Origin of the sequence: Paramagnetospirillum marisnigri (genome assembly GCF_001650715.1) — a bacterium.
GTDB classification, from domain to species: domain Bacteria; phylum Pseudomonadota; class Alphaproteobacteria; order Rhodospirillales; family Magnetospirillaceae; genus Phaeospirillum; species Phaeospirillum marisnigri.
The window spans coordinates 19,810-42,845 of sequence record NZ_LWQT01000048.1 but is presented as its reverse complement, the minus strand read 5'-3'; the positions used below and the strand labels follow the sequence as shown (position 1 = coordinate 42,845).

The window sequence follows — 23,036 nt, the reverse complement described above, 5'->3', positions numbered from 1 at the left end:
GAGCTGTCTCCGAGCCAAGGATAGGGCCGGATTGGTAAAATCTCAAGGATCAGCGCCGGTCCCTGAAGAAGGCCCGCAGCAGCTCCGCCGCCCGGCGTTCCTCCAGCCCGCCATAGACTTCGGGCCGGTGGTGGCAGGTGGCGTGGTCGAACACTTTCGGCCCGTGCTCGACGCCGCCGGACTTGGGGTCGTAGGCGCCGAAATAGACCCGGCGGATGCGGGCCAGCGACAGCGCCGCCGCGCACATGGGGCAGGGCTCGAGGGTGACGTAGAGGTCCACTCCCGCCAGCCGTCCGCCGGCCTGGGCGCTCGCGGCGCGGATTACCTGCATCTCGGCATGGGCGGTGGGGTCGGCCAGTTCCTCCACCCGGTTGCCATCGGCGGCGATGACGGCGCCGTCCCTGACCAGCACGGCGCCCACGGGAACCTCGCCGCGCCGGGCGGCGGCTTCGGCTTGGCGCAAGGCCAGGGACATGAAGTCGGAGGTCGGTAAGATGGGCATGGCGTCCGCTTTACCATGGCTTCGGGCTCGCCGGAACTGTATAGGAACCCCATGAGCATCACCATCGGACTTACCCTGGACGCGGAAGAGGCGGGCGGCTATTCGGCCCTGCCCTGGTACGCGCTGCGTAAGAACTACTGCGAGGCGCTGGCCCAGGCGGGCGGCACTCCCGTCTGCCTGCCCCATCATGCCGAGGCAGTGGCGGCCTATCTCGATCTGGTGGACGGCATTCTGGTCACCGGCGGCGCCTTCGACGTCGACCCGTCGCTGTTCGGGGCCGAGGGGCGGCACCGGAGCGTGGTGCTGAAGCCGGGGCGCACCACATTCGAACTGGCTCTGGTCAATGGCGCGCTGGAGCGCGACATGCCCATCCTCGGCATTTGCGGCGGCCAGCAATTGCTGGCGGTGGCCCTGGGCGGCAGTCTGATCCAGCATATTCCCGACGAAGTGCCGGGCGCCCTGGCCCACGAGCAGGACACCCCGCGCCATCAGCCCGCCCATGGGGTGCGGGTGACGCCCCGGACCCGGCTGGCCCGCATTGTCGACCATGCCGAGATCGAGGTGAATTCCACCCATCATCAGGCGGTGAAGTCGGTGGGGCCGGGCTGCGTGGTCAATGCGGTGGCGCCCGATGGAGTGATCGAGGGCATCGAGATGCCCGCCAAGCGGTTTTGCCTCGGGGTGCAATGGCATCCCGAATATGGGGTCAGTCCGGCCGACGCGGCTTTGCTGCGCGCCTTCGTGGAGAGTTGCAAATGAGCGAGCAGAGCGAGCAGGGCGAGCGCATCGCCAAGCGCTTGGCCCGCGCGGGACTGTGTTCCCGGCGCGAGGCGGAACGCTGGATCGAGCAAGGCCGGGTGGTGGTCAACGGCCACCGGCTGGACACACCGGCCTGCGTGGTCGGCCCCGCCGACATGGTGGTGGTGGACGGCAAGCCGCTGGCCGATCCCGAGCCGACCCGGCTGTGGCGCTATCACAAGCCCGCCGGTCTGGTGACCACCCACAAGGACCCGGAGGGCCGGGCCACGGTGTTCGAGAAGCTGCCCGTGACCATGCCCCGGGTGGTGTCGGTGGGGCGGCTCGACCTCAATTCGGAAGGATTGCTGCTGCTGACCAATGACGGCGAACTGGCCCGCAAGCTGGAACTGCCGTCCAATGCCTGGGTGCGGCGCTATCGGGTGCGGGTGCATGGCGAGGTTTCGGCCGACGCCCTGGCCCGGCTGGAGCACGGCGTCACCGTGGAGGGCGTCGCCTATGGTTCCATCAAGGCGGTGCTCGATCGTCAGCAAGGCGCCAATGCCTGGCTGACCGTCAGCCTGCAAGAAGGCAAGAACCGCGAAATCCGCCGGGTGATGGAGCATCTGGGCTGGCCGGTGACCCGGCTGATCCGGGTCGCCTATGGGCCATTCCAACTGGGCACCCTGGCCGAGGGCGCGGTGGAAGAGGTGCCGGGCAAGGTGCTGCGCGAGCAATTGGGCCAGGGCAAGGCGGTGCTGCATGCCAAACCCGAGGCCAAGCCCGCCGGGGAGCGCGAGAAGGAACAGCGGGTGGCGGCCCGGGCCCGCAAGGAGAAGCTGGCCGAGGACAAGCGCCTGGCCGAGGCCAAGAGCAAGGCCAAGCCCTATTATGCCGCCGATGGCAGCAGAATCGAAAAGCCCGCCAAGGCCGGACCTCATGCGCATCGTCGCCGGACGCCATAAGGGCCGCCGCCTCGAGGCGCCGGACGGGCGGGTGGCGCGGCCCACCGCCGACCGGGTGCGTCAGGCGCTGTTCGACATCCTGGCCCATTCCGATCTGGTGGATATGGAGGATGCCGTGGTGGTGGACGCCTTCGCCGGGACCGGGGCACTGGGGCTGGAAGCGCTGTCGCGCGGCGCCGCCCAGGCCAGTTTCATCGAGTTGAACGCCGCATCGTTGGGGGCGCTTCATGCCAATATCAAGGCGCTGGGCGAGGATGGGCGGGCCAAGGTGATCCGCGCCGACGCTACCAAGCCCCCCGCCGCGCCCCAGCCCTGCACCCTGGCTTTTCTCGACCCGCCCTATCATGCCGATCTGGTGACGCCCTGCCTGGACGGCCTCGCCGCCCGGGGCTGGCTGGCCGACGACGCCCTGGTGGTGGTGGAGGTGGCCGCCGACGAGACGGTGACGCCGCCGCCCGGCTTCAGGCTGGCGGATGAGCGCGAACGCGGCGCCGCTCGGCTGGTGTTCCTGATTTACGGGGCGGCATAGCGTTGGAGCGCGGGCGCCCCGCCCGTATCATCTCGGCCATTGCAATCGGTGATGGCTCATGGTGTACTCTCTTTGTTCCGAGGGGGTGCCCATGACCTATACCATTCTGTCCGCCGCTTTGTCCTTCGTCGCCCTGGCCGGGGTGCTGGTGCTGCTGTTCCGCCGTCCGCCCTCGGCGGCACGCGAGATCGAGGCGCTGGCGGCCCAGGTGGACCGGCTGGAGCGCGCCCTGCGCGACGAGGCCCAGCGCGGCCGTGACGAGGCGGCCACCCAGGCCCGCGCCGGGCGGGAAGAGATGGGCGGGCTGATCCGCGCCTTCCAGGAAGGCGCTCAGGCCGGGGCCGACAAGCAGTTCACCGAGCTGCGGCTGCTGGTGGAGCAGAAGCTGGCGGAATTCCGCGCCGACCAGGCCACCCAGGGCCGCAATCTGCGCGAAGAGGTGGCGGGCGGCCTGAAAAGCCAGGGCGAGGCCCTGACCAATACCCTGCGTGAACGCCTCGAGACCGTGGCCAAGGCGGTGGCCGAGCAGACCCGCGTGGTCTCGGAGCATCTGGAGAAGCTGCGGGGCGAGAACACCGCCAAGCTGGAGCAGATGCGCCAGACCGTGGACGAGAAGCTGCAGGGCACCCTGGAAAAGCGCCTGGGCGAATCCTTCAAGCTGGTCAGCGAGCGGCTGGAGCAGGTGCACAAGGGCCTGGGCGAGATGCAGAGCCTGGCCAACGGCGTCGGCGATCTCAAGCGGGTGCTGACCAATGTGAAGACGCGCGGCACCTGGGGCGAAGTGCAGTTGGGCAATCTGCTGGAGCAGATCTTCCGTCCCGACCAGTTCCTCAAGGAGGCCAATTGCCAGAAGGGCAGCCTGGAACGGGTGGATTACGCCATCCGCCTGCCGGGCAAGGGCGACCAGGACCCGGAAGTGCTGTTGCCCATCGATTCAAAATTTCCCAACGAGGATTACGAGCGGCTGCAGATGGCGGTGGAGCGCGCCGACCCGGAAGCGGTGGAAGTGGCCGCCAAGGCGCTGGAAACCCGCGTCAAGCAGTTCGCCCGCGACATCCGCGACAAATACGTCAATCCGCCCGTCACCACCGATTTCGCCATCCTGTTCCTGCCCACCGAGGGCCTCTATGCCGAGGTGCTGCGCCGCCCCGGCCTGATGGACCTGATCCAGCGCGACTACAAGGTGGTGGCCGCCGGGCCGACCACGCTGGGCGCCATTCTCAACGCGGTGCAGATGGGATTTCGCACCATGGCCATCGAGAAGCGTTCCAGCGAGGTCTGGGAAATCCTGGGCGCGGTCAAGACCGAGTTCGGCAAATATGGCGAGGTGCTGGACAAGGTGCAGAAGAAGCTGCAGGAAGCCTCGTCCAGCATCGACGCCGTCGCCGTCCGCCGCCGCGCCATCGATCGCCGCCTGCGCTCGGTGGAGGCCCTGCCCGAGGCGGGGGCCGAGGCGCTGCTGTCCTTCGGTGGCACCGCTATCGCCGATACCGGCGAGGACGAGGCTTAGACCCCCTTTTTTCGTCATGGCCGGGCCTTGTCCCGGCCACCCATGTGGGTCAGCCCGAGCGCCGTTGGACATATTGGCTTTGGTGGATGGGCGTGGATACGCGGGACAAGCCCGCGCATGACGAATGATACCGGCCGACCTAAGAAATGACCTGTCATCCCGACGCCCTGGGCGGAGGGATCTCCGCCTGGAATGCCGGTTTCGATCCCTCGCTGTTGCTCGGGATGACATGACGAGTCGGATCACCCCCGGACTTGATCAGGGGGGGGCGGCCATGACGAGATTACCGCTCCTACATCTTGGGAAAGAAGGCGAAGCGCAACGAGGCGCGGATGAAGCGTTCGCAATATCCGTCGGAGCCGTTTTTAGCGCGCGCCTCCTCTGCCTCGGCGGCGGCGCAGCGGGTGCCGACCCGGTAATAGCAGTCGGCGCATTGGCGCGAATTGGCCTGGTTGGCGTGCATCCATGGTCTCCTTAGGCCCGGTGGCGTGGGCGGGGGGAGAATACGGATGTTCAGCGATATCGGTGTGATGGATTGGTTAAGGTTTGCGGTCGGCCACCAGATCCACCGTGACCGCCACCTCCAGCGCCACCGTGTCGCCGCTCTTCCACACGCCCTGGCCGACGCCGTAATCGGTACGGATCAAGTCCAGCCGTCCCTTGGCGCGGGCGGCGTCGCCGCTGATCTCCAGGGTGAAGGGCAGCACCACCTCTTTCTTGACGCCTCGGATGGACAAGCTGCCCACCGCCTCGAAGGCATTGCCTCCCTTGGCGCGGAAGCTGGCGGCCTCGAAGCGGGCGCGGGGGAAGCTCTTGACGTCGAACCAGTCGGACTCGGGTATCGCGCCGTCCTTCTCGCGGTCGCCGGTCACGGCGCTGGCCATGTCGATGTCGATGGCGGCCTTGCCCGCGCCGGGATTGGCGGGATCGAAGTCGATGTTGCCCGACCAGCGGGTGAAGCGGCCGTCGAAGGGGCTGCCGCCCTGCTTGCCGACGAAGCCCAGGCGGCTCTTGGCCGGATCGATCTGCCACTGGGCGGCGTCGGCGGTTCCGCCGCACACCATCAGGGCGGCGGCAAGCATCAGGATGGCTTTCATGAGTCTCTCCGGAAACGGGGCAGCATGCGGGCCATGACCTCGTCCTTCAGCAGCAGGTGGTGGCGCAACGCCGCCCCCACATGCCCCAGAAGGGTGGCGACCATCAGCCAGGCCCCGATCAGATGGGCCAGCTTGGCGGCGCCGTTGAGGTCGCGCGGCAGGGGCAGATGGGGCAGGGGCAGCAGGCCGTAAAGCACGGTGGCGATGTTGTAGGGCGAGGTGGAGACCACCGCCCAGCCGGCCAGCGGCATGGCCAGCATCAGGCCGTACAGAGCCCAGTGCCCGGCATGGGCGACGGCCTGTTCCCAGGCGGGCATGGTGTCGGGCAGCGATGGCGGCCGGTGCGCCAGTCTCCAGCCCAGGCGAAGCAGGGTCAGGGCCAGCACGGTGATGCCCACCGATTTGTGCGTCTGGTACATCTGGAATTGCTGGGCGGAACCCGGCTTCAGCCCGATCATGACGAAGCCGGAAGCCAGCAGGCCGAGGATGGCCGCCGCCATGGCCCAATGCAGGGTCATGGCGACGCCGTCGTAGCGAAGGCGCGCGGACATGGCGACGGGGCTACTGATGGACGAATTCGGTGCTGATGGTCAGCGTCACTTCGTCGCCAACCACCGGCAGGGCGTAGCCCAGGCCGAAATCACTGCGCTTCAGCTTGGCGGTGGCGTTGAAGCCCGCCACGAACTTCTTGTTCATGGGATGCACGCCCGCGCCGTTGAAGGTGGTGTCCAGCACCACCGGGCGGGTCACGCCGTGCAGGGTCAGCTCGCCGGTGATGCGGCCGGTGGTGGGGCCGGTGACCTCGATGGCGGTGCTCTTGAAGCTGGCGGTGGGATACTTGGCGGTATCGAAGAGGTCGGGCGACTTCAGATGGGCGTCGAATTTCGGCACGGTGGTGACGACGCCGTCCATGTTGACGCTGACCGCCAGGCTGCTCTTGGCCGGGGATTTGGGATCGAAGGTCATCTCGGCGTCGAAGTCACTGAACAGGCCGTAGGAGGTGGAAAAGCCCAGATGATTGAACGAGAAGATGATCTTGGCGTGGGTCTTGTCCACCACATAACGGCCTGCCTCGACCTTGGCGGGATCGGTGCTGGCGGAGGACTGGGCGAAGGCGGGTTGGACGGCGGCCAGGGCGGCGACCAGGACCAAGGGGGCAAGCTTCATGGCGGACCTCGTGGGGTGATGGAACTGGTGCCGAGTCTACCGCGGCGCCAGGTTACGACAATCCAGTCATACGGAAACGGATTGTTGCTGGATGGGGAACAGTCAGACGCTGCTCAGGTGACTGTGGAAGGCGTAGTCGTCGCTGCGGATATGGTCCAACAGCCATTGCTTCAATATCAGCAATTCCGATGACACCCCCGAGGGCTCCTCGGAGCAGAAATCGGCCTCGATCCGGCGCGCCTGCTCCATCAGCTTGTCGTGGGCGGCTTCATGTTCGGCAAGGGCGGGGTAGGAATACAGCCGCATCAGCATCTGTTCCGACATGAAATGCACATCGGTGTAGTCGACCAGTTGCCGGAGCAAAGCCTTGAGGTCCTCGTGGTCACGGCCCATGGCCAGCCCCTGCTCAAGAGCCAGGATCAGTTCCACTTGAATCCGATGTTCGGCGTCGATCCCGGCCTGACTGGTCCGCGGTCCCTCTTGACGTGTCATCCCCTTCCCCCCGATCCCGTGACATTCATCACGGATACATGGGAATGGAAGGTCCTGGGATCAATGGGATCAGCCCTTGCGGCGCGGCCGTTTCGGCAGGTGATGGCCACCGTCACTGTCGGGCGGCGGCAGCAGCATGGGGCGGCGGGGAGACAACTGGCTTTCCATGGCCCGCTCGATCATCTGGGCGGTGGCCAGGACCTCGGCCAGCTTGGCGCGCAGCACCTCCGCCGACAACGGTTCTTCCGCGGGCTTGCGGCGATGTTCGCGCTTGGGCTTGGCCGGGGACAATGCGCCCGCGCCAGCCGAAATGAAGGCATCGACCCATTCGTCCAATTTGCCCTCGCGGATGCCCAGCGCGGCGGCGATGGCCGCCGAGGATTCGCCGCGCAGGACCTTCAGCACCGACTGGCGCTTGATTGCCTGGGTGATGGGCGGCCGCTTGGATTTCGGCACCACGGTCAGGTCGGTGACGGTGGCCTTCGGGGCATCGGTGGCGGTGGCCGCCACGGTAGCCTGGGCGGGCGCAGGAGCCTTGGCCATGGCCGGGGGAAGGGCAATGGTGCCCGTCGCCACCCGGGCCGGCGCCGCCGTCGGGGCGGTGGGTTGGGCGGGGCGTTGCGCGACGGGAGCGGCGTTGGATACCGCCACCGGCTTGCCTCCGACACTGGGCAGGGCGATGCGGCCGGTCAGTGGCGTAGCCACCTTGGGCTTTACCGGTTCGGGCGTTCCGGGAGAGGCGGTCAGCAGGGCATTGGCCAGCACCGGCAGGGGGGCCGACAGGAAAGCGGGGAGTTGCGGACGCCCGCCGGGGAGGATGGCCGTGGGGCGCGCCGAGAGGGAGGGCGGCGGCTCTTCGTGACGGGCAACCACGGCCAGGGGGGGCTTCAACCGCAGCGGCCGGGCATCGGCGCTGTAGCGGGGGCCAAGGCCGGGGGCGCGACGGGGCGGCGCGCTCGTCGGGGCTGTCGCCCGGAGGGGCGCCTGGGCCGGGAGCGCCTGGGCCGGGAGTGACTGGGGCGGCAGGGTGGGTATTGGCGCGGCGGATGGCGGCGTTGCCGGGATGGTGCGGGGGATGACGTCAGCGTCCCGCGCCGGTTGGGCGGCGGTGGGCACCGTGGCGGGAATGGGCGCCGGACTTCCGGAGGGGACCGACTGCGGCGTCCCCCCATTGGCCTGTGCCTCGCGGATGGCCCGCTCGGCCAGTTCCGAGGCCGGCATCTTGATGGGATTGATGCGGGCCAGGGCTTGCCCCTCGCCGCCACCAGCTCCCGGCGGCGGCAGTGCCTGGGCGGCGGGCGGAAACATCTTTTCCGCCAGTTTGTTGATTTCTTCCAGTGACGCCGCCGCCGCGTCGATGATGGGCTGATACTGCCGGGCGGTGGCGATCTTGTTCAGGAAGGCCTGGCTGGCCTCGACATAGTCGCGGGCATCGGCGCGCCGGGCGGGGTCCTGGGCCAGCTTGCGCACCCGGTGGGGAACGCGGCGAAGCAAGCCCTGGCGCCGGTTGGACAGCACCTTGAACTCCAGGACGTCGGCCATCTCCTTGGCGTGGCGGCCGGGGTGCATGGCCTCGAACAGGGTTTCGATCAGCTCGATCTCGCCGTATTCCAGGCACAGGAACGTCTGTTGCGTCTTCTGCCAGTCGAAAACGAAACGGCCGATCACCGACAATTGCGCCGCCATCTCGTCGCCGAACACCACCGGGTCGAGCATGCGCCACGCCCGCGTGGTGGCCAATGGCAACCGTGCCGGTGTCGCGAAATGCCGCGCCAGCTTCTGGGCCACCGCCAGCAAGGCGCGCGAGCGCACGCCGCTGCTGCCGAACTCGTCGAAGCAGTCACGCACCATGTCGGCGGCGGCGAAATCATTGCCGGGTGGGGAATCGGCCAGCAGACGGGCCAGCAGGGCGAGGTCCTGGGGCAGGGCATTGTCGCCCTTGTCGGGGACTTCCGCCAGGGCGCGGCGGATCAGGGCAAGGTCATCCGGCGTCGCGGGCTCGATATGGCGGACAACCTTATCTTCGACGGCGTTGAAGCGTCCGTCGCTGGGACGATCGCGAACCGTGGTGGCGGGAGTGAAAGCGAAAATAGGGGCGACCAGCCGCCGCCCCATATCCGCGATCTTGGACGCCGCCGCCGCCAGGCTCCGCCATCCGGCCACCAAGGCCTCGACCAGAGCCGATAGCGCCCTCCCCATCAGGCGCAGGATGCCGGATGCCACGGCGACCAGGGAAATCACGACCAGCAGCACAGGAACCCAAAGCAATCCGCCAAGTCCCAGGGGCTGGATCACGTCATCGAGTCTGGATGGGGGAGTGGATGCTTCACCACCTGTCTTGGCCCCCCCCCGATACTCCGCCACTCGGGCACGCAACGCCGACCAGCCCATCCATGATGGCTGTCGGGGGGTAGACTCCTTGCGTCTCGGTTTTCCTACTAAACGCATCCTGCCACTATGAACCGGAAAATGTCGGCAAGGCAAGCTGGTCGATAGAAATAGACGCGGAAATCACGTGAATATTGAAGGCCTGGTAATAATTGATCGTGTCGCCGCTAATGGATGGCCGGGGCGCGCTCGGACACAAGTCATAGTGCCAGCCCCAGGCGGGTGCCCTCCTCGAAGGCCGCCAGGGCATCAAGACGAGCGGATTCCCTGGCTCCACCGATCAGGTGGACCGGCTTTCCCAGGGCGGCGAGGTCGGGCAGGAGGATGCGGCGGGACTCTTGGCCGATACAGACGACAACTGTGTCCGCCTCGACGACATGCCGGGCATTATTTAACGAAAGATGAACGCCCTTGTCGTCGATAAGGAGATAGGTTACGCCACTCAACATTTCCACTCCCCGACGCTGCAAGACCGCCTTGTGAATCCAGCCGGTGGTCTTGCCCAGCCCGGCGCCGGGGCGATCGGGCTTGCGCTGCATCATGACGATGCGGCGAGGTGGCGATGGCGGCGGGGCGGCGGGGCGCAGGCCGCCGGGATGGGCGAAGGAGCGGTCGATGCCCCAGGCGGCGTCGAAGGGTTCGGTCTCGCCCAGCAGCGCCAGGGCCACGTCGAAGCCGATGCCGCCGCATCCCAGGATGGCGACCCGTTCGCCCACCGCCTTGCGTCCGGACAGCACCTCGTCATAGCCCACCACCATGGGGTGGTCGGCTCCGGGCAGGTTCAGGGCGCGCGGCGTGATGCCGGTGGCCAGGACGTATTGGTCGAAGCCGTCCAGGTCCTCGACCCCGACCTCGCGGCCCAGGCGGAGCTCCACACCGGCGGCGGCCAGTTCGAAGGCGTAATGCCGGGGCGTCGCCTGGTATTCCTCCTTGCCCGGCACCCGGCGCGCCAGTAGGAACTGCCCCCCCAGTTCCGGCCCGGCCTCGAACAGGGTCACGGCATGGCCGCGCCGTCCGGCTTCCAGGGCGCAGGACATGCCCGCCGGGCCGCCGCCGATCACGGCGATGCGTTTGGAAGCCTTGGTGGGCGAGGAGCGGAAGCGGGATTCGCGCCCGGCCCGGGGATTGACCAGGCAGGTGGCGGACCCGCCCGAGAATATGGGGTCGAGGCAGCCCTGGTTGCAGCCGATGCAGGCATTGATGACCTCGGCGCGGCCGTCGCCCACCTTGACGGCGAAGTCGGGGTCGGCCAGCAGCGGCCGGGCCATGGACACCAGATCGGCCTCGCCCCGCGCCAGCAGCGCCTCGGCCATGTCGGGCGACTTGATGCGGTTGCTGGCGGCCACCGGAATGCCCACCGCCGCCTTGACCCGGGCGGTGGCCCAGGTCCAGGCGCCTTGCGGCACGGTATGGGCGATGGTGGGAATCCGGGCCTCGTGCCAGCCGATGCCGCTGTTGAGCAGGTCGCAGCCCTCGGCCTCCACCGCGCGGGCGGCGGCCACCACTTCCTCGGCGGTCAGGCCGTCCTCCACCAGATCCACCATGGACAGCCGCACCGACAGGATCAGCTTGTCGCCCAGGGCGGCGCGCACCTTGCGGGTGATCTCGCGCAGGAAACGCAGCCGTCCCGCCAGGTCGCCGCCCCAGCCATCGGTGCGCTTGTTGGTGCGCGGCGCCATGAACTCATTGATCAGATAGCCTTCCGAGGCCATGACCTCGACCCCGTCATAGCCCGCCGCCACCGCCAGCCGGGCGGTGCGGCCATAGGCCTCGATGGTGGCGAGGATGTCGGCCTCCGACATCTCGCGCGGGGTGAAGGGGCTGATGGGGGCCTTGACCGCTGACGGCGCCACCAGCTCGCGGTGCTTGGAATAGCGGCCGCAATGGAGAATCTGCATCAGGATGCGCCCACCCTCGGCGTGGACGGCCTGGGTGATCATGCGATGGTCGGCCACGCCGTGTTCGTCGGCCAGCACGGTGCCATCGGGGCCGAAGCTGCCCTCGGGCGTCGGGGCGACGCCGCCGGTGACCATCAGGCCGATGCCCCCCCTAGCCCGCTCGGCGTAGAAGGCGGCCAGCCGGGCGAAGCCATCGGCGGCGCTCTCGAAACCCAGATGCATGGAGCCCATGATCATGCGGTTGGGCAGGCGGATCGAGCGGATGTGAAGTGGCGACAGCAGGCGGGGAAAGCTCATGGAGGCACTCTCAGGGGGGGGGGTAATTCGGTATCACTATGCGTCTTTGGAACCGCTCCAGCAAGCGGCCAAAGGCATGGCTTTCCGACCGGCCCGGCAAAACAAAAAGGGGCGGCCTTGCGGCCACCCCTGGATTGATCCCCCTGGCGTCGGGCGCTACGGCGTATTGCGTTCGACGAATTTTTCCAGCCAGTGGATATCATAGTCGCCATTGACGAAGTCGGAGTCGTTCACCAGCCGGTTATGCAGCGGCAAGGTGGTCTTGACCCCCTCGATGACGTATTCGCCCAGCGCCCGCCGCAGGCGCATCAGCGCCTCGTTGCGGGAATTGCCGTGGACGATCAGCTTGGCGATCATGCTGTCGTAGTGGGGCGGGATGCGATAGCCCGCGTACAGGCCGGAATCCACCCGCACTCCCAACCCGCCGGGGGCGTGATAGCCCTCGATGCGCCCGGGGCAGGGGATGAAGGTCTGGGGGTCCTCGGCGTTGACGCGGCATTCCAGGGCATGGCCCTGGAAGCGGATATCGGCCTGAGTATAGCCCAGCGGGGCGCCCGCGGCGATGCGGATCTGCTCGCGCACCAGATCGATGCCGGTGATGGCCTCGGTGATGGGATGCTCCACCTGCAGGCGGGTATTCATCTCGATGAAGTAGAACTCGCCGTTCTCGAACAGGAATTCGATGGTTCCGGCGTTGCGATAGCCCAGCTTGGCGATGGCGTCGCAGGCGATCTTGCCGATGCGCTCGCGCTGGTCGGCGTTGAGCGCGGGCGAGGGCGCCTCTTCCAGCACCTTCTGGTGCTTGCGCTGGAGCGAGCAGTCGCGCTCGCCCAGATGCACCACCGCGCCGTAATTGTCGGCCAGGATCTGCATCTCGATATGGCGCGGCTTGCCCAGATACTTTTCCATATAGACGTCGGCATTGCCGAAGGCGGCCTTGGCCTCGTTCCTGGCCATCTTCCAGGCTTCCACCAGTTCGCTGGCGGTCCGGGCCACCTTCATGCCCTTGCCGCCGCCGCCCGCCGTCGCCTTGATCAGCACCGGATAGCCGATGCTCTCGGCCACCGACAGCGCCTGTTCCTCGGAATCGATGGAACCTTCAGAACCCGGCACCACCGGAATACCGGCGTCCTTGGCCGCCTGCTTGGCGGTGATCTTGTCGCCCATCATGCGGATGTGGTCGGCGGTGGGGCCGATGAACACGAAGCCGTGTTCCTCCACCATCTGGGCGAAGTCGGCGTTTTCCGACAGGAAACCGTAGCCGGGATGGATGGCGTCCGCCCCGGTGATGGTGGCCGCCGACAGGATCGCCGCCTTGTTGAGGTAGGAGTCCCGCGCCGAGGGCGGGCCGATGCACACGGCCTCGTCGGCCAGGCGCACATGCATGGCGTCGTTGTCGGCGGTGGAATGCACCGCGACGGTGCGGATGCCCATCTCGCGGCAGGCGCGGTGGATGCGCAGTGCGATCTCGCCCCGATTGGCGATGAGGACCTTTTCGAACATCATTGCTATTCGATGATCATCAGGGGCTCGCCGAACTCAACCGGCTGGCTGTCGGTCACCAGGATGCGGGTGACCTTGCCGGAGCGGGGCGCCCGGATCGGATTGAAGGTCTTCATGGCCTCGATCAGCATCACCGTCTGGCCCTCCGCGACCATGTCGCCGGGATTGATGAACTTGGTGGCGCCCGGTTCCGGCGACAGATAGGCCACGCCCACCATGGGCGAGGTCACCGCGCCGGGATGATCGGCATCGGCCGCGGCGCCGGTCTGGCCGGGCTGGGCGGTGGGATGGCCCATGGGCGCCAGGGCGGCGCCGTGATGGACGGTGACCGGGGCGGCGGTGCGCGCCACCCGGATCTTGACGTCGCCGACACCGTATTCGATCTCGGTGAGATTGGTCTCGTCGAGCAGTGCGGCCAGGGTGCGCACCAGGTCGCTGTCGATGGGAGTGGGAGTCTTGTTGCCCATTATGCCTCTGAACTTCCCTTGATCAGGCGGGCCAGCGCGTCGAGCGCGAGCAGGTATCCGTGGCTTCCCAGCCCGCAGATCATGCCCTTGGCCGCCTTGGCCACGTATGAATGATGGCGGAACGAATCCCGCTGGTGAATGTTGGACAGGTGGACCTCGATGGCTGGAACCTCGGCCGCCAGCAAGGCGTCGAGAATGGCCACCGATGTATGGGTATAGGCCCCGGCATTGATGATGATGCCCGATGCCCGTCCCCGGGTCTCCTGGATCCAGGTCACGAGGTCGCCCTCGTGGTTGCTTTGGCGGAACTCGACCGCGAGGCCCAGCCCATCGGCATGGGCGCGGCACAGGGCTTCGATATCGCCCAGGCTTTCGCGCCCGTACAATTCCGGCTGCCGCGTGCCCAACATGTTGAGGTTGGGGCCGTTGATGATGCTGATGACGGGAGCGGCGTTCACCGGACCTCCCCCCTCTTGCGCTCAAGTGCCATGGCTGGGTTTATAGCACGGGCGGAGGACGGTGCAACGCTTTCAGTCGCGTCGGCCCATTGCCTCGGGCCCGATGGCGCCCCATACTCTTACCCTTGGTTATTTTGCCGTGGGACAGGTCCATGAAACTGGTGATCAATGGTGAGGAGCGGAGCTTTTCCGCGTCCATGAGCGTCGAGGCCCTGCTGGGCGAGTTGGGGGTCGATCCCCGCAAGGTCGCGGTGGAGCGCAATCTGGAAATCGTGCCCAAATCCGCCTATGCCCAGGTGCCGGTCAATGACGGCGACAAGCTTGAGATCGTGGCCTTCATCGGCGGCGGCTCCGACCTGGACACCTTCACCGTGGCGGGCAAGACTTTCTCGTCCCGCCTGTTGGTCGGCACCGGCAAGTACAAGGATTTCGAGGAAACCGCCCGGGCCATCGAGGCCTCGGGCGCCGAGATCGTCACCGTGGCGGTGCGCCGGGTCAATCTGTCGGACCCGTCCAAGCCCATGCTGGTGGACTATGTCAGCCCCAAGACATACACCTTCCTGCCCAATACGGCGGGCTGCTACACCGCCGACGAGTCGGTGCGCACGCTCAGGCTGGCCCGCGAGGCCGGGGGCTGGAACCTGGTGAAGCTGGAGGTGCTGGGCGACCAGACCACCCTTTACCCCAACATGCCCGAGACGCTGAAGGCGGCCGAAGCCCTGATCAAGGACGGCTTCGAGGTCATGGTCTACTGTTCCGACGATCCCATCCAGGCCAAGATGCTCGAAGACATGGGCTGTGTCGCCATCATGCCGCTGGGCTCGCTGATCGGCTCGGGGCTCGGCATCCTCAACCCCACCACGATCCGCATCATCAAGGAAACCGTGTCGGTGCCGGTGCTGGTGGACGCGGGGGTGGGCTGCGCCTCGGACGCGGCGGTGGCCATGGAACTGGGTTGCGACGGCGTCTTGATGAACACCGCCATCGCCCATGCCGCCGATCCCATTCGCATGGCGCGGGCCATGAAGCTGGCCATCGAGGCCGGGCGGCTGTCCTATCTGGCCGGGCGCATGCCCAAGAAGAGCTATGCCGATCCGTCCTCGCCCATCTCGGGCCTGATCTGAGGCGTTCGGGGGAAGATGCCCCCACCCAACCCTCCCCCACTTCCGTGGGGGAGGGCTTTTATTGTGTGTCCTCCCACCGCCATGGGGAGGGGGGCTCCTCTATCTTGCTCCCTCCCCCGGCTGCGCCGGGGGAGGGGTGGGGAGGGGGCATGTCAGGCAAAAAAATCCCCCGGGAACCGAAAGGTTCCCGGGGGTTTCAGTGAAGGGTACTCGACGGTCTTAGTAAATGTCGTGCTGGGTATTGTAGACGTTGAACTTGCCGGTCGGCGTGATCAGCTTGGGATCCTTGATCACCGCCTTCAGCTTGCGGGTCTTGTCGTCGAGGATGACAATGGCCGACGGATCGGTCTTGCCGGCCCAGATGGAGAACCAGACTTCATCGCCCTTTTCGTTGTATTCGGCATGCACCGCGCGCTTGACCGCCTTGGTCTCGGGCAGGTCGGCCAGCTTGGCGATGTTGATGATCTCCGGACCCTTGTCGAGATTCTTGATGTCGTAGACGGTCACCGACTCGGCGGCGGCGGCTTCCGGCATCAGGGGCGCGTCAGCCCACAGATTGTTCGACTTGGGATGGGTCTTGACGAACAGCGAACCCGAACCGTGGTTCTTCAGCTCGGCGACCACCTTCCAGGCGTATTCCTTGTGCTTGGCCGGATCGGTGCCGATCAGGGTGATCACGTCGGCGCCCAGATGCGAGGTTGCCCAGACGGGGCCGAACTTCGGGTGGTTGAAGTTGGCGCCGCGACCCGGATGGGGCTTGGACTTGGTGTCGACCAGGGCGGCGAGCTTGCCTTCCTTGGTGTCGACCACGGCGACTTTGTTGGAGGCGTTGGCGGCCACCAGGAAGTAGCGCTTGGTCGCGTCCCAGCCGCCGTCATGCAGGAACTTGGCGGACTCGATGGTAGTTTCCTTCAGATTCTTGATGTCGGAATAGTCCACCAGCTTGATCAGGCCGGTTTCCTTCAGGTTGATCACCCATTCCGGCTTGATCATGGAGGAAACGATGGAGGCCACGCGCGGCTCGGGATGATACTCGCCGTCCACGGTGATGGAGCGGGTCGAGACGATCTTGAGCGGCTTCAGGTCGGCGCCGTCCATGATCACGTATTGCGGCGGCCAATAGGAACCGGCCACGGCGTACTTGTCCTCGAAGCCCTTGAACTTGGAGGTGTCGACCGAACGGGCATCCATGCCGATCTTGATGGTGGCGACCACCGCGGGGGTCTCCATCCACAGATCGATCATATCCAGCTTGCCGTCGCGGCCGATGACGTAGACATAGCGGCCCGAGGCCGACAGGCGGGAAATGTGGACCGCGTAGCCGGTCTTGATGATGGTCCAGATCTTCTTGGTGTCGCCGTCGATGAGGGCCACTTCGCCGGAATCGCGGAGCGTCACCGAGAAGACGTTCTTCAGATTGATCTTGTTCATCTGCTTCTTGGGACGGTCTTCCGGCTTCACCGTGACCTTCCAAGACGCGGTCATGTCCTTGATGCCCCATTCCGGCGGGACGTCCGGGGTCATCTGGATATAGGTGGCCATGTTCTTGATCTCATCCTTGGTCAGGATGTCGTCAAAATTGACCATGCCGCCGTCGGTGCCGTTGGTCAGGATCTTCTCCAGACGCGCCTGGCCCAGCTTGGCGGTGTTGGCGGGTTCGAGATTCTTACCTGTGGCGCCCTTGCGCAGCACGCCATGGCAGCCGGCGCAACGCTCGAAATAGATCTTGGCGCTGGCTTCCTTGGCTTCCTTGGACAGCGTCGGCGCGGCTTCCTGCGCCATGGCGGCGCCGCTCATGGCCAACGGCAACGCCGTCAGCAGCAGCGCATTGCGAACTCCCTTCCACATACGGCAACCCTCCCTTACGAAAATGACCCGACCCGCGAGGCGCGGTAGCGCCCTGGTCAAAGCTTTCAGTGCGGCGAGGATGGTCTGACAAAGGTCAAATGGATGTGACTATCGTCAAATTCCGAACAGGAATATCAGGGAGCGAGACGAACGATCTATGACGTCAGGACTTAGGGGTACTGGCGTCCAGGCAGGCACGGCGCAGGGTAGCCACATCCTCGATTCTGACGGCATTTCCAGAGGTCTGAACGCCCAGCGCCCGCAACCTTCCCAGGACACGGGACAGACTTTCGCGGCGGATGCCGACCCGGCTGGCCAGAACCTCCTTATTGAAGGGCAGGGAGATATCCGCCTGTCCTTCGACCACTCCGGTCTGGGCCAGCAGGAACTCCGCCACCCGCTGCCATGGGGTGCGGAGCTTCAGGTCGTGGATTTCGGTGGCCAGCCTGCGGTTCCATTTCACCAATCCGGCCAGCATGCGATAGGCCAGGGCATGGTCGGAGTGCAAGGTATGGAGAAAGGCGCGACGGCCCACCCGGATCAGGCTGGCATCCTCGATGACCTCGGCATGCAGCGGGAAACGCCCGGTGGCCAGCATGGCCGCCTCGGCGAAGCTGGTGCCGGGACCGAAGATCTCGACGATGGTCTCGCGGCCGTCCTGGGACAGGGCGAACAGCTTCACCGCCCCATCCAGCACGATATAGAAGCAATCGGCCTCGTCGCCCGCGCCGAACAGCAAGGTGGCGCGTCGTCGGCTGATGGTGTTGGAATCGGCCAGCAGACGGTTCAGCACCTCGGGCTGGATGCCATCGAACAGCGGCAGGGCCGTCACCACGTCCTGGGCCGATTGCGAGCCCTTGAATAACCGCTGCGGCGTGCCGAGCGTCCGCTCGCAGTCGCTGGTCGGCCCCTCGCAGGCGGGGCGGCAGGGGCAAGACGAGGGCTTGGCCATGATCGGTTCCGCCATCGGGCTAATGGGTAAACGTTGCGCCGTTGCCATAGGACCTCAGCCTCGTCACATCCGCGATTTCCACCTTGTCGGTCCGACTTGCCACCACCCCGGAATCGCGGAGTTTGGCGAAGGCCCGCGACAGGGTCGCGGGGTCCATGCCCAGATGGTCGGCCAGATGACGCTTTTCATAGGGCAGCCGGACAACCGCTCTTCCCGTGGCCGGCCCCGCCAGTGTCAGCAGGAAGCCGGCCAGGCGTTCGGCGGTGGACTGCATCTTCAGTTCGGTGATTTCACGCACCCGATCGCGCAGATGGGTCGCCATGGCGGAAATCATGCCGATGGCGGTCTCGAAATGGCGTTCCAGATGGGTCATCAGGGTCGCGGCGGGAATGGCCATGACCGAGGTCGGGCTCAATGCCCTGGCGGTGGCGCAATAAGGCATGCCGGTCAGCACCGCCTCCTCGCCCGCGGTATCGCCCTCGATCAGGCGGATGGTGGCCGCGGTCGCCCCGGTGCTGGCCGAGGGAACCAGGGTCACTTGACCCGACAGGATCAGGAACAGGTGCTCGGCACGGTCGCCCTCGCTGAACAGTTCGGCCCCCTCGGCGAAGCTCATCACCCGGTGGCCATCCAGCAGTTGGGCCAGCTCCGCCTGGGGCAGCGGCGCGAAAAGCTGATTCTTCCTCAGTGCGCTGATGGCGTCCGAACCCATGACTTTCTCCGGCCACCCCGACCCGGGGCATCCAATCGTGCCGGATCATGACATCCAGGTAATGTGCGCGACTTGACGTTGGTTAAGATTGAACGACCTCAAAACTAATATGGGTATTGCTTCGGTATGGTCTGGTCGTTTTAGTATCCCTAATGTAATGGCCGATTCGGAGGAATGGCCGATCAAATTGATCAAGGTCACGACGGCGCCATGGGGCCAGACAGTAAAGTGCGTGGCACCCAAGAGGTGTCTGACGTCCGGGGGAATGGACGTCTCGCCTTGCGGAGCGGTGAGGGGGGCCCGCAGCATCCCCGTAACTATTGCCCATGATCAAGTTTGCCGCCTTGGCCACGTGCTAAGGCTGGAGGCGGGGTCAAGGGCGCGAGACGGTGCTGGGGAGCGCAATGGCAACCGAATCCTTGTTCAGCAAGCTGTCGAAAATAAAGATCCTGGGGGCGTCCATTTTCGGCGCGGCCGTGATCTTCGTTGGCGGCATCGTTTTCTGGGGCGGCTTCAACACGGCGATGGAAGCGACCAATACATTGGGCTTCTGCATCAATTGCCATGAAATGAAGGACAACGTTTACCAGGAATACATCAAGACCATTCACTACACCAACCGCAGCGGCGTGCGCGCCACCTGCTCGGATTGCCATGTGCCCAAGGACTGGGTCCACAAGTTCATCCGCAAGATCCAGGCCAGCGGCGAGGTGTTCCACTGGCTGATGGGCACGGTCGATACCCCCGAGAAATTCGATGGCAAACGCTACCAACTGGCCAAGCGGGTCTGGGAGACCATGAAGAGCACGGACTCGCGCGAGTGCCGCAACTGCCATGCCTTCGACCAGATGAACCCCGACATGCAAAAGCAGCGCGCCCGCAAGCAGCACACCAATGCGCAGGCCGAGGGCGGCACCTGTATCGACTGCCACAAGGGCATTGCCCACAAGCCGGTGCACCACCTGCTGGAGCAGGAGGAGGAGCAGAAGGCCAAGGAGGCCGAGGCCAAGAAGGCCGCCGCCGCCAAACCGGCTCCTGCTCCCGCGACCGCTGCCGCGTCCGCCCCGGCCGCCGCTGGCGGTGCGGCGCTGCCGCCGGTGACCGGCAAGGCGGTGGACTGGAGCAAGGCGGCCGAGACCAAGACCGTGCTGTTCTATCCCGGCCAGACCGCCATCGAATGGGTGCTGACCGGCACCGACCACGGCGGCACCCGTGCCTTCAAGAAGGGTGATCGCTGCTTCGAATGCCACAGCAACGAGACCGCCGAGATGGGGGCCAAGATGGTGTCGGGCGCCAAGGCCGAGGCCACTCCCATCCCTGGCAAGCGCGCCGCCATTCCGCTGTCGGTCAAGGCCGCCTATGACGCGGATAACCTTTATATGCGCTTCGAGTTCCCGGCCGGGGCGCACGCGCCGGTTCCCTTCGCCCCGGGCGGCAAGATGGACGCCGATAATGAGGTCAAGCTGGCCATGATCATCGACGGCGGCAAGGTCGACATGGCGGCGCGCTCGGGCTGCTGGACTTCGTGCCATTCCGACGCCCGCGACATGCCCACCGCTCCCGCCGCCTCGGCGCTGGGCACTGCCAGGGGCATCGATACCAAGCTGGGCTATGTCACCAAATACGTCCCGGAAAGCCGCACCCAGTTCGACACCGTCAAGCGCGACAATTGGGACAAGGTCAAGCCCCAGGCCGAACTGGATGCCATGCTGGCGAATGGAACCTTCCTCGACCTGACCCGCTGGAAGTCTCAGGGCGTCTCCGAGCAAGGCTACATCCTGGCCGAGCGTATTCTGAAAGCCGGCAACGACGTGAGCTATTCCGGCAAGAAGGAAGGCGACAAATGGGTGGTGACCATGGTCCGCCGCCTCAAGGCGACCCAACCGGGCGAGGTCAATCTGGTTCCCGGCCAGTCCTATGCGGTGGGCTTCGCGGTGCATGACGATTTCAGCACCGGACGGTTCCACCATGTGTCCGTCGACCTCAAGCTCGGCCTCGACGCCGAGGGCGAGATCAAGGCCGTCAAACTGTAGAGACCAAGACAGGAGCACCCGCCATGATCACCCTGACCCGCACCAGCATGCTGGCATCCCTCGTGGCGGGTGCCCTGGTTACCGGGGGCGCGGCCCAGGCCGCCCCCAAGCTGAAGGATATCGACTGGGCCTCGGTGCCCGCCACCAAGACCACCTTGTTCTATCCCGGCCAGACCTCCATGGAATGGATTCTCACCGGCACCGATCACGGCGGCGTGCGCGCCTTCAAGAAGGGTGACCGCTGCTTCGAATGCCATTCCGAGGAAGCCGCCGACATGGGCGCCAAGATGGTGTCGGGCGCCAAGGCGGAAAAGACCCCCATTCCGGGCAAGCGGGCATCGGTGCCGCTGACCATCAAGGCCGCCTATGACGCCGACACCCTCTATATGCGCTTCGAGTTCCCGGCGGGCGCCCATGCCCCCATTCCCTTCGCCAAGGGCGGCAAGATGGACCCCGACAACGAGATCAAGCTGGCCATGATGATCGACGCGGGCAAGGTCGACATGGCGGCGCGCTCGGGCTGCTGGACCTCGTGCCATTCCGACAATCGCGACATGCCCACCGCGCCCGAGGCGGCCGCCCTGGGCGCCGCCAAGGGCATCGACACCAAGGCGGGCTATGTCACCAAATACGTGCCGGAAAGCCGCACCCAGTTCGACACCACCAAGCGCGACAACTGGGACAAGGTCAAGCCGCAGGCCGAGCTGGACGCCTTGCTGAAGAGCGGCGCTTATCTCGACCTGACCCGCTTCAAGTCCTCTGGCGCCTCCGAGCAGGGCTATATCCTGGCCGAGCGGACAATGAAGGCGGGAACCGACGTGGCCTATTCCGGCAAGAAGGAAGGCGACAAATGGGTGGTCACCCTGGCCCGTGCTCTCAAGCCCGCCGCCGCCGGTTCGGTGGCGCTGGAAGCGGGCAAGTCCTACACCGTCGGCTTCGCCGTGCATGACGATTTCTCGGCCGGGCGCTTCCACCATGTCTCCCTCGACCTCCGGCTGGGCCTGGATGCCGAGGGCGAGATCAAGGCGGTGAAGAAATAGGGGAGGCGGCCATGGGGGGACGCGCGATCCTGATGGGGTTGGCGGCGGCGCTGCTGGTCGCCGCCCCCGGCTGGGCGGGCGAGACCGTCCGCGTCGGCATGGAGCGGATGCAGTTCGTGCCCAAGCTGGTGAAGGTCAAGCCCGGCACCACCGTGGAATGGGTCAATGACGAGAAACGCACCAGCCACAGCGTGCTGTTCGAGAAGGAGGGGCTGGCGGAATCCGACCGGCTGTTCCCCGGCGAGAGCTGGAAGCGCACCTTCGACAAGCCCGGCCTTTACCCTTATGTCTGTGGTCCCCATCGCGAGATGACCGGCGTGGTCGAGGTGGTGCCATGAGCGCCGCGCCTCCCCTGGTGCATCTGGTGGGCGCCGGACCCGGCGATCCCGACCTGCTGACGGTCAAGGCGCTGCGCCTGATCCAGTCGGCCGATGTGGTGGTCTATGACCGGTTGGTGGGCGAGGGAATCCTGGAGCTGATTCCACCGGGCACGGCACGGATCAGCGTCGGCAAGGAAAGCGGCCGCCATCTGCTACCCCAGTCCGAGATCAACGATCTGCTGGTCAGCCTGGCCCGCCCCGACCGCCGGGTGGTGCGGCTGAAGGGCGGCGATCCCTTCGTGTTCGGGCGCGGCGGCGAGGAAGCCCTGTATCTCGCCCAATACGGTATCGCGGTCGAGGTGGTGCCCGGCATCACCGCCGCCTCGGGCTGCGCCGCCATGGCGGGGATTCCCCTGACCCATCGCGACGTGGCGCGCGGCGTGCGGCTGATCACCGGCCATTTCAGCGAGGATCAGGCGCTGGAGATGGACTGGCGATCCCTGGCCGATCCCAGTTGCACCCTGGTGGTCTATATGGGCATCGCCACCATCGGTCTGATCGCCGCCGGGCTGATGGGCGCCGGGCTGGACCCCGCCACGCCGGTTGCGGTGATCGAGCGTGGAACCAGCGGCGCCAGCCGCAGCTTCCGGGGTGTCCTGGACGGCATCAAGGCCGAGATCGACGCGCGCGGCGTCCAGCCACCCGCCCTGATCATCATCGGCAAGGTGGTCGATCTCGCCTTGGCGGCGGAACTGGCCGAGGCCCCGCTACCGGATGCCGTGCTGGGGCTGTGATCCCCGATTGTCACTTCGGTCATTCCGAGCGGAGCGAGGAATCTCCGCTTGGCATGATCGTGCCGATCCTAAAACGTCTGGTCAGGACGGGATACCTCCTCCCCCTGGTCGTCGGGATGACACGTCACATCACCGGCATGCGGCTGAGTCTCTTGCTCAACGTCAAGCCGCCGGATTTTTCCCGGTGATATGCATATCCCATGAC

At 66.1% G+C, this 23,036-nt stretch carries 24 protein-coding genes; 10 read left to right on the top strand and 14 right to left on the bottom strand.

Annotation, left to right across the window (positions count from 1 at the left end; translation table 11 throughout):
• Nucleotides 1-49 precede the first annotated feature (49 nt).
• Nucleotides 50-502, bottom strand: a complete 453-nt coding sequence (locus tag A6A04_RS08390) for a nucleoside deaminase (RefSeq protein ID WP_068491831.1) — start codon at nucleotides 500-502, stop codon at nucleotides 50-52.
• A gap of 51 nt (nucleotides 503-553) precedes the next feature.
• On the opposite strand from A6A04_RS08390, the gene A6A04_RS08385 reads away from it, so the two are divergent.
• The 4 genes from A6A04_RS08385 to rmuC all read left to right on the top strand — a co-directional run bounded on the left by A6A04_RS08385 (nucleotide 554) and on the right by rmuC (nucleotide 4,241).
• Nucleotides 554-1,261 carry a gamma-glutamyl-gamma-aminobutyrate hydrolase family protein gene (locus A6A04_RS08385; RefSeq protein WP_082914801.1) on the top strand — a complete coding sequence of 236 codons (708 nt, stop codon included), beginning with the start codon at nucleotides 554-556 and terminating at the stop codon, nucleotides 1,259-1,261.
• Entirely contained in the window at nucleotides 1,258-2,202 is a 945-nt protein-coding gene (locus tag A6A04_RS08380) for a pseudouridine synthase (RefSeq protein WP_082914800.1), read from the top strand. Before A6A04_RS08385 ends, A6A04_RS08380 begins: the two co-directional genes overlap by 4 nt.
• The gene (gene rsmD, locus A6A04_RS08375) at nucleotides 2,177-2,731 is read left to right on the top strand and encodes a 16S rRNA (guanine(966)-N(2))-methyltransferase RsmD (RefSeq protein WP_068491828.1); all 555 of its coding nucleotides are present in this window, start codon (nucleotides 2,177-2,179) and stop codon (nucleotides 2,729-2,731) included. Before A6A04_RS08380 ends, rsmD begins: the two co-directional genes overlap by 26 nt.
• 91 nt (nucleotides 2,732-2,822) lie before the next feature.
• Nucleotides 2,823-4,241: a DNA recombination protein RmuC gene (rmuC, locus tag A6A04_RS08370; RefSeq protein ID WP_172822747.1), complete on the top strand. Its 1,419-nt coding sequence runs from the start codon at nucleotides 2,823-2,825 to the stop codon at nucleotides 4,239-4,241.
• A gap of 292 nt (nucleotides 4,242-4,533) precedes the next feature.
• Here the strand turns inward: rmuC and A6A04_RS22275 are convergent, their stop codons facing one another.
• The 10 genes from A6A04_RS22275 to aroQ form a co-directional block, all read right to left on the bottom strand.
• Nucleotides 4,534-4,704 (bottom strand): hypothetical protein, encoded by a 171-nt coding sequence (locus tag A6A04_RS22275; protein ID WP_156612528.1) that lies wholly within the window; start codon nucleotides 4,702-4,704, stop codon nucleotides 4,534-4,536.
• A gap of 76 nt (nucleotides 4,705-4,780) precedes the next feature.
• Nucleotides 4,781-5,338 (bottom strand): YceI family protein, encoded by a 558-nt coding sequence (locus tag A6A04_RS08365; protein ID WP_068491826.1) that lies wholly within the window; start codon nucleotides 5,336-5,338, stop codon nucleotides 4,781-4,783.
• Nucleotides 5,335-5,889 carry a cytochrome b gene (locus A6A04_RS08360; protein WP_068491823.1) on the bottom strand — a complete coding sequence of 185 codons (555 nt, stop codon included), beginning with the start codon at nucleotides 5,887-5,889 and terminating at the stop codon, nucleotides 5,335-5,337. The genes A6A04_RS08365 and A6A04_RS08360 overlap by 4 nt, the downstream gene beginning before the upstream one ends.
• A gap of 10 nt (nucleotides 5,890-5,899) precedes the next feature.
• Complete coding sequence (locus A6A04_RS08355) at nucleotides 5,900-6,505, bottom strand: YceI family protein (protein ID WP_068491822.1); 606 nt, start codon at nucleotides 6,503-6,505, stop codon at nucleotides 5,900-5,902.
• Between the two features lie 102 nt (nucleotides 6,506-6,607).
• Nucleotides 6,608-6,997, bottom strand: a complete 390-nt coding sequence (locus tag A6A04_RS08350) for a bacteriohemerythrin (RefSeq protein ID WP_068491820.1) — start codon at nucleotides 6,995-6,997, stop codon at nucleotides 6,608-6,610.
• 69 nt (nucleotides 6,998-7,066) lie between these two features.
• Nucleotides 7,067-9,265, bottom strand: a complete 2,199-nt coding sequence (locus tag A6A04_RS08345) for a helix-turn-helix domain-containing protein (protein ID WP_156612527.1) — start codon at nucleotides 9,263-9,265, stop codon at nucleotides 7,067-7,069.
• Between the two features lie 320 nt (nucleotides 9,266-9,585).
• Nucleotides 9,586-11,580 carry an FAD-dependent oxidoreductase gene (locus A6A04_RS08340; protein WP_068491816.1) on the bottom strand — a complete coding sequence of 665 codons (1,995 nt, stop codon included), beginning with the start codon at nucleotides 11,578-11,580 and terminating at the stop codon, nucleotides 9,586-9,588.
• A gap of 156 nt (nucleotides 11,581-11,736) precedes the next feature.
• Nucleotides 11,737-13,083: an acetyl-CoA carboxylase biotin carboxylase subunit gene (gene accC / locus A6A04_RS08335; protein WP_068491876.1), complete on the bottom strand. Its 1,347-nt coding sequence runs from the start codon at nucleotides 13,081-13,083 to the stop codon at nucleotides 11,737-11,739.
• A 5-nt stretch (nucleotides 13,084-13,088) separates the two neighbouring features.
• The gene (locus A6A04_RS08330; RefSeq protein WP_068491813.1) at nucleotides 13,089-13,550 is read right to left on the bottom strand and encodes an acetyl-CoA carboxylase biotin carboxyl carrier protein; all 462 of its coding nucleotides are present in this window, start codon (nucleotides 13,548-13,550) and stop codon (nucleotides 13,089-13,091) included.
• Nucleotides 13,550-14,008, bottom strand: a complete 459-nt coding sequence (gene aroQ / locus A6A04_RS08325; protein ID WP_082914799.1) for a type II 3-dehydroquinate dehydratase — start codon at nucleotides 14,006-14,008, stop codon at nucleotides 13,550-13,552. The genes A6A04_RS08330 and aroQ overlap by 1 nt, the downstream gene beginning before the upstream one ends.
• A gap of 152 nt (nucleotides 14,009-14,160) precedes the next feature.
• Between aroQ and thiS the strand changes: the two genes are divergently transcribed.
• A complete protein-coding gene (thiS, locus tag A6A04_RS08320; protein WP_068491812.1) occupies nucleotides 14,161-15,132 on the top strand; it encodes a sulfur carrier protein ThiS in 972 nt (323 codons plus the stop codon).
• Nucleotides 15,133-15,351: 219 nt separating this feature from the next.
• On the opposite strand, the gene A6A04_RS08315 is transcribed toward thiS, so the two are convergent.
• The 3 genes from A6A04_RS08315 to A6A04_RS08305 all read right to left on the bottom strand — a co-directional run bounded on the left by A6A04_RS08315 (nucleotide 15,352) and on the right by A6A04_RS08305 (nucleotide 18,644).
• Complete coding sequence (locus A6A04_RS08315) at nucleotides 15,352-16,980, bottom strand: nitrite reductase (RefSeq protein WP_068491810.1); 1,629 nt, start codon at nucleotides 16,978-16,980, stop codon at nucleotides 15,352-15,354.
• A gap of 163 nt (nucleotides 16,981-17,143) precedes the next feature.
• A complete protein-coding gene (locus A6A04_RS08310; protein WP_068491808.1) occupies nucleotides 17,144-17,932 on the bottom strand; it encodes a Crp/Fnr family transcriptional regulator in 789 nt (262 codons plus the stop codon).
• A 19-nt stretch (nucleotides 17,933-17,951) separates the two neighbouring features.
• On the bottom strand, nucleotides 17,952-18,644 hold the full coding sequence (locus A6A04_RS08305) for a Crp/Fnr family transcriptional regulator (RefSeq protein ID WP_068491806.1): 693 nt from the start codon (nucleotides 18,642-18,644) through the stop codon (nucleotides 17,952-17,954).
• Between the two features lie 404 nt (nucleotides 18,645-19,048).
• Between A6A04_RS08305 and A6A04_RS08300 the strand changes: the two genes are divergently transcribed.
• Genes A6A04_RS08300 through A6A04_RS23410 form a run of 5 tightly spaced genes read left to right on the top strand, consistent with a single transcriptional unit; the run spans nucleotide 19,049 to nucleotide 23,019 of the window.
• Nucleotides 19,049-20,677, top strand: a complete 1,629-nt coding sequence (locus A6A04_RS08300; protein WP_068491804.1) for a NapC/NirT family cytochrome c — start codon at nucleotides 19,049-19,051, stop codon at nucleotides 20,675-20,677.
• Nucleotides 20,678-20,700: 23 nt separating this feature from the next.
• Nucleotides 20,701-21,717, top strand: coding sequence for an ethylbenzene dehydrogenase-related protein (locus tag A6A04_RS08295; RefSeq protein WP_068491802.1), 1,017 nt, complete (start codon nucleotides 20,701-20,703; stop codon nucleotides 21,715-21,717).
• An 11-nt stretch (nucleotides 21,718-21,728) separates the two neighbouring features.
• Nucleotides 21,729-22,055 (top strand): cupredoxin domain-containing protein, encoded by a 327-nt coding sequence (locus A6A04_RS08290; protein ID WP_068491800.1) that lies wholly within the window; start codon nucleotides 21,729-21,731, stop codon nucleotides 22,053-22,055.
• On the top strand, nucleotides 22,052-22,831 hold the full coding sequence (gene cobA / locus A6A04_RS08285; protein WP_068491798.1) for a uroporphyrinogen-III C-methyltransferase: 780 nt from the start codon (nucleotides 22,052-22,054) through the stop codon (nucleotides 22,829-22,831). The genes A6A04_RS08290 and cobA overlap by 4 nt, the downstream gene beginning before the upstream one ends.
• A gap of 53 nt (nucleotides 22,832-22,884) precedes the next feature.
• Nucleotides 22,885-23,019 (top strand): hypothetical protein, encoded by a 135-nt coding sequence (locus tag A6A04_RS23410; RefSeq protein ID WP_281196718.1) that lies wholly within the window; start codon nucleotides 22,885-22,887, stop codon nucleotides 23,017-23,019.
• Nucleotides 23,020-23,036 lie beyond the last annotated feature (17 nt).